Annotated in this window: 2 protein-coding genes; one reads left to right on the top strand and one right to left on the bottom strand. The window is 68.7% G+C overall.

Annotation, left to right across the window (positions count from 1 at the left end; all coding sequences use genetic code 11):
• Positions 1–722 (bottom strand): Clp protease N-terminal domain-containing protein (locus A9W95_RS03355; protein ID WP_305799955.1); only part of this gene is annotated, 722 nt, incomplete at its 3' end.
• Positions 723–865: 143 nt separating this feature from the next.
• Here A9W95_RS03355 and A9W95_RS03350 point away from each other — a divergent pair.
• A partial coding sequence (locus tag A9W95_RS03350) for an FAD-binding oxidoreductase (RefSeq protein WP_067409221.1) occupies positions 866–1,928 on the top strand: 1,063 nt, incomplete at its 3' end.

The raw sequence follows: 1,928 nt of genomic DNA, 5'->3' as shown, positions 1-1,928 counted from the left end.
TCCAGGCTGATGACGGTCTTGTCGCGCAGGCTCTCCGGCACGTCGCCGGCCACGATGCGCTGGGCCAGGCCCTCCACAATCGCCGTCTTACCGACCCCGGGCTCACCGATGAGCACCGGGTTGTTCTTGGTACGACGGCTCAACACCTGCACGACGCGACGAATTTCGTTGTCGCGTCCGATTACCGGGTCGAGCTTGCCGTCGCGAGCGCGCGCAGTCAGGTCGGTGGAGTATTTCTCCAGCGCCTGGTAGGTGGCCTCTGGCTCCGGGCTGGTGACCCGGGCACTGCCGCGCACCTTGACGAACGCCTCCCGCAGAGCTTGCGGGGATGCGCCATGACCGGTCAGCAGCTTGGCGACGTCGGAGTCGCCGGTGGCCAGGCCGACGAGCAGGTGCTCGGTGGAGACGTATTCGTCGTCCATCTCGGTGGCCAGGTGCTGCGCGGTGGTGATGGCGGCCAGCGACTCGCGCGACAGTTGCGGCTGGGAATTGGAGCCGCTTGCCTGCGGCAGGCGGTCGACGAGGCGCTGGGCTTCGGCGCGGACGGTAGCGGGCTCGACACCGACAGCCTCCAGCAGCGGTGCGGCGATCCCGTCGTTCTGCGTCAGCAATGCCAACAGCAGATGAGCGGGCCTGATCTCGGGGTTGCCGGCAGCCGATGCCGCCTGCAGAGCCGACGTCAGGGCCGCCTGCGTCTTGGTAGTCGGATTGAATGAGTCCACAAAGACCTCCTATGGGGCAGGTAGGTACTGCCAGAAATGCTTGTCGGCTAGTACAACGCCGTCAATGTTGAGTCTGTTCCGCTCAAGTCTATCTAATTCGACGGAACGGGGCACCCATGTGTTGGTGCCTAGAATCGGACTTCGTGGGCCTAGAGGACCGAGACGCGCTGCGGGTGTTGCGAGACGCCTTCGCGCCGCACGGTCCGGACGGCGGCAACGAGGTGGTCCGCCGGTTCTACAGCCACTGGTTCGCCCTGGACAGCTCTATCCGCGACCTGTTCCCGCCCGAGATGGAAGGCCAACGCGCCGCGTTCGCCCACGCCATGCAGTGGGTGTACGGCGAACTGGTCGACCAGCGCGCCGACGAACCGGTGGCGTTTCTCGCCCAACTCGGCCGGGACCACCGCAAATACGGTGTGCAGCCGGGCCACTACCCCACCCTGCGCCGCGCGCTGCACACGGCGCTGCGCGATCACCTGGGCACCGCGTGGACGCGAGCGGTCAACGAAGCCGCCGATCAGTCGCTGAACCTGATCACCGGGGTGATGAGCGGCGCCGCCGACTCCGACGACGGGCCGCCCTGGTGGGACGGCACGGTCATCGAGCACCACCGGGTGTCGCGGGATCTGGCCGTCGTGCGCCTGCGGCTGGACCGGCCGATGCACTATCACCCCGGCCAGTACGTCACCGTCCACGTCCCGCAATGCCCGCGCCGCTGGCGCTACCTGAGCCCGGCCATCCCTGCCGATCCCGAAGGCAACATCGAATTCCACGTCCGCGTGGTACCCGGCGGCCTGGTCAGCACGGCCCTGGTCGGCGAAACCCGGCCCGGCGACCGGTGGCGCCTGTCCAGCCCGCACGGCGGCTTGCACGTCGACCGCGACGGCGGCGACGTGCTGATGGTGGCCGGCAGCACCGGCCTGGCGCCGCTGCGCGCGATCGTCATGGACCTGTGCCGGTACGCGGTCAATCCGCGGGTGCATTTGTTCTTCGGCGCCCGCTACGGCTGCGAGCTGTACGACCTGCGCACGCTGTGGCACATCGCGGCGCACAATCCGTGGCTGTCGGTGTCCCCGGTGTCGGAGTACAACCGCGACCCGGCGTGGGCCGCGGACTACCCCGACCCGTCGCCGCCGCGCGGCCTGCACGTGCGCCAGACCGGCCGGCTTCCCGAGGTGGTCACCAAGTATGGCGGGTGGGGTGACC

It is taken from the genome of Mycobacterium sp. 1423905.2 (assembly GCF_001673155.1).
Classification (GTDB): domain Bacteria; phylum Actinomycetota; class Actinomycetes; order Mycobacteriales; family Mycobacteriaceae; genus Mycobacterium.
The sequence above is the reverse complement of the archived record's forward strand: the minus strand, read 5'-3'. Positions and strand labels throughout refer to the sequence as shown.